Consider the following 3,155-nt stretch of genomic DNA (forward strand, 5'->3'; position numbering starts at 1 on the left):
CATCAGATGCTCTTTAACAAGGTGAAACATTTTGTAGTAATACACTGCAAGGCGAGGTTGAGTACTTAACATACTCAACATCAATAGAAATGTGTGTCTCTCAAGCACACAATCCGGTGTTTGAATGCTTGGTCGCATTCAAATACATACAACGTGCAGTTGTACTCGCTTATTGTTGTGGAAACATGACGTAAGCGTTAGTCAATGCGCGTCCAGTCGTTAGTAGTCGTTTGTGTTGTATGGTCAAGCGACTAAGCGTATACGGTGGATGCCTTGGCAGCTGGAGGCGATGAAGGACGTAGGAGCCTGCGAAAAGTCTAGGGGAGCTGGCACACAAGCTTTGATCCTGGAATGTCCGAATGGGGAAACCCACCTGTTTACAGGTATCGCATAGTGAATACATAGCTATGCGAGGCGAACCCGGGGAACTGAAACATCTAAGTACCCGGAGGAAAAGAAATCAACCGAGATTCCCTGAGTAGCGGCGAGCGAAAGGGGACTAGCCCTTAAGCTCTTTATGTCTTAGTGGAAGGATCTGGAAAGTTCCGCGATACAGGGTGATAGCCCCGTACACGAAAAGGCACATTGAGTGAAATCGAGTAGGTCGGGACACGTGTTATCTTGACTGAACATGGGGGGACCATCCTCCAAGGCTAAATACTCCCAGCTGACCGATAGTGAACCAGTACCGTGAGGGAAAGGCGAAAAGAACCCCGGAGAGGGGAGTGAAATAGAACCTGAAACCGTATACGTACAAGCAGTAGGAGCCCTTCGGGGTGACTGCGTACCTTTTGTATAATGGGTCAGCGACTTATTGTCTGTAGCAAGGTTAACCGCATAGGGGAGCCGTAGAGAAATCGAGTCTTAATAGGGCGTTTAGTTGCAGGCAATAGACCCGAAACCCGGCGATCTATCCATGGGCAGGTTGAAGGTTGAGTAACATCAACTGGAGGACCGAACTCACTAATGTTGAAAAATTAGGAGATGACCTGTGGATCGGAGTGAAAGGCTAATCAAGCCGGGAGATAGCTGGTTCTCCTCGAAAGCTATTTAGGTAGCGCCTCGCGTCTCACCCTCGGGGGTAGAGCACTGTTTGGGCTAGGGGGTCATCCCGACTTACCAACCCCATGCAAACTCCGAATACCGAGGAGTGCAATCGCGGGAGACACACGGCGGGTGCTAACGTCCGTCGTGAAAAGGGAAACAACCCAGACCGCCAGCTAAGGTCCCAAATATCAGTTAAGTGGGAAACGATGTGGGAAGGCCCAGACAGCTAGGAGGTTGGCTTAGAAGCAGCCATCCTTTAAAGAAAGCGTAATAGCTCACTAGTCGAGTCGGCCCGCGCGGAAGATATACCGGGGCTCAAACTGATAACCGAAGCTGCGGATGCTCTTTTGAGCATGGTAGAGGAGCGTTGTGTAAGCCGCTGAAGGTGGACTGTGAGGTCTGCTGGAGGTATCACAAGTGCGAATGCTGACATGAGTAACGACAAGGGGGGTGAAAAACCTCCCCGCCGGAAGACCAAGGGTTCCTGTCCAACGCTAATCGGGACAGGGTTAGTCGGCCCCTAAGGCGAGGGCGAAAGCCGTAGTCGATGGGAAACGGGTTAATATTCCTGTACTTGCAATTGCTGCGATGGAGTGACGGAGAAGGCTAGGCCAGCATGGCGATTGGTTGTCCATGTTTAAGGTAGTAGGCTGGGGACTTAGGCAAATCCGGGTCCCTAAAGCTGAGAGCTGATGACGAGTCTTACTTGTAAGACGAAGTGGTTGATGCCCTGCTTCCAGGAAAAACTTCTAAGCTTCAGGCAATTGTGAACCGTACTCTAAACCGACACAGGTGGTCAGGTAGAGAATACCAAGGCGCTTGAGAGAACTCTGGTGAAGGAACTAGGCAAAATGGTACCGTAACTTCGGGAGAAGGTACGCCGCTGACGGTGATCGGACTTGCTCCGTAAGCTGTTGGCGGTCGAAGTGACCAGTTGGCTGCGACTGTTTATTAAAAACATAGCACTCTGCAAACACGTAAGTGGACGTATAGGGTGTGACGCCTGCCCGGTGCCGGAAGGTTAATTGATGGGGTTAGCGTAAGCGAAGCTCTTGATCGAAGCCCCGGTAAACGGCGGCCGTAACTATAACGGTCCTAAGGTAGCGAAATTCCTTGTCGGGTAAGTTCCGACCTGCACGAATGGCGTAACGATGGCCAAGCTGTCTCCACCAGAGACTCAGTGAAATTGAAATCGCTGTTAAGATGCAGTGTACCCGCGGCTAGACGGAAAGACCCCGTGAACCTTTACTACAGCTTTGCACTGAACTTTGAGCCTACTTGTGTAGGATAGGTGGGAGGCTTTGAAGCAGTGACGCCAGTCATTGTGGAGCCATCCTTGAAATACCACCCTGGTATGTTTGAGGTTCTAACTCTGGTCCGTTATCCGGATCGAGGACAGTGTATGGTGGGTAGTTTGACTGGGGCGGTCTCCTCCCAAAGAGTAACGGAGGAGTACGAAGGTGCACTCAGCATGGTCGGAAATCATGCAATGAGCATAATGGTATAAGTGCGCTTGACTGCGAGTCAGACATGACGAGCAGGTACGAAAGTAGGTCATAGTGATCCGGTGGTTCTGTATGGAAGGGCCATCGCTCAACGGATAAAAGGTACTCCGGGGATAACAGGCTGATACCGCCCAAGAGTTCACATCGACGGCGGTGTTTGGCACCTCGATGTCGGCTCATCACATCCTGGGGCTGAAGCCGGTCCCAAGGGTATGGCTGTTCGCCATTTAAAGTGGTACGCGAGCTGGGTTTAGAACGTCGTGAGACAGTTCGGTCCCTATCTGCCGTGGGCGTTGGAAATTTGAGAAGAGTTGCTCCTAGTACGAGAGGACCGGAGTGAACGAACCTCTGGTGTTCGGGTTGTCACGCCAGTGGCATTGCCCGGTAGCTATGTTCGGACGGGATAACCGCTGAAAGCATCTAAGCGGGAAGCCTCCTTCAAGATGAGATTTCCCTGACTCCTTGAGAGTCCTAAAGGGCCGTGGAAGACTACCACGTTGATAGGCTGGGTGTGGAAGCGTTGTGAGGCGTTGAGCTAACCAGTACTAATTGCCCGTGCGGCTTGACCATACAACAGAGATGGTTACTAACGATTGACTGATC

At 51.3% G+C, this 3,155-nt stretch carries 1 rRNA gene; it reads left to right on the forward strand.

Annotated elements, in window-relative coordinates:
- Positions 1-241: 241 nt before the first annotated feature.
- Positions 242-3,122 (forward strand): 23S ribosomal RNA (locus tag M0G74_RS18115).
- The last annotated feature ends 33 nt before the right edge of the window (positions 3,123-3,155 follow it).

This window comes from Microbulbifer sp. CAU 1566 (assembly GCF_023156515.1).
In the GTDB taxonomy this organism is placed as follows: domain Bacteria; phylum Pseudomonadota; class Gammaproteobacteria; order Pseudomonadales; family Cellvibrionaceae; genus Microbulbifer.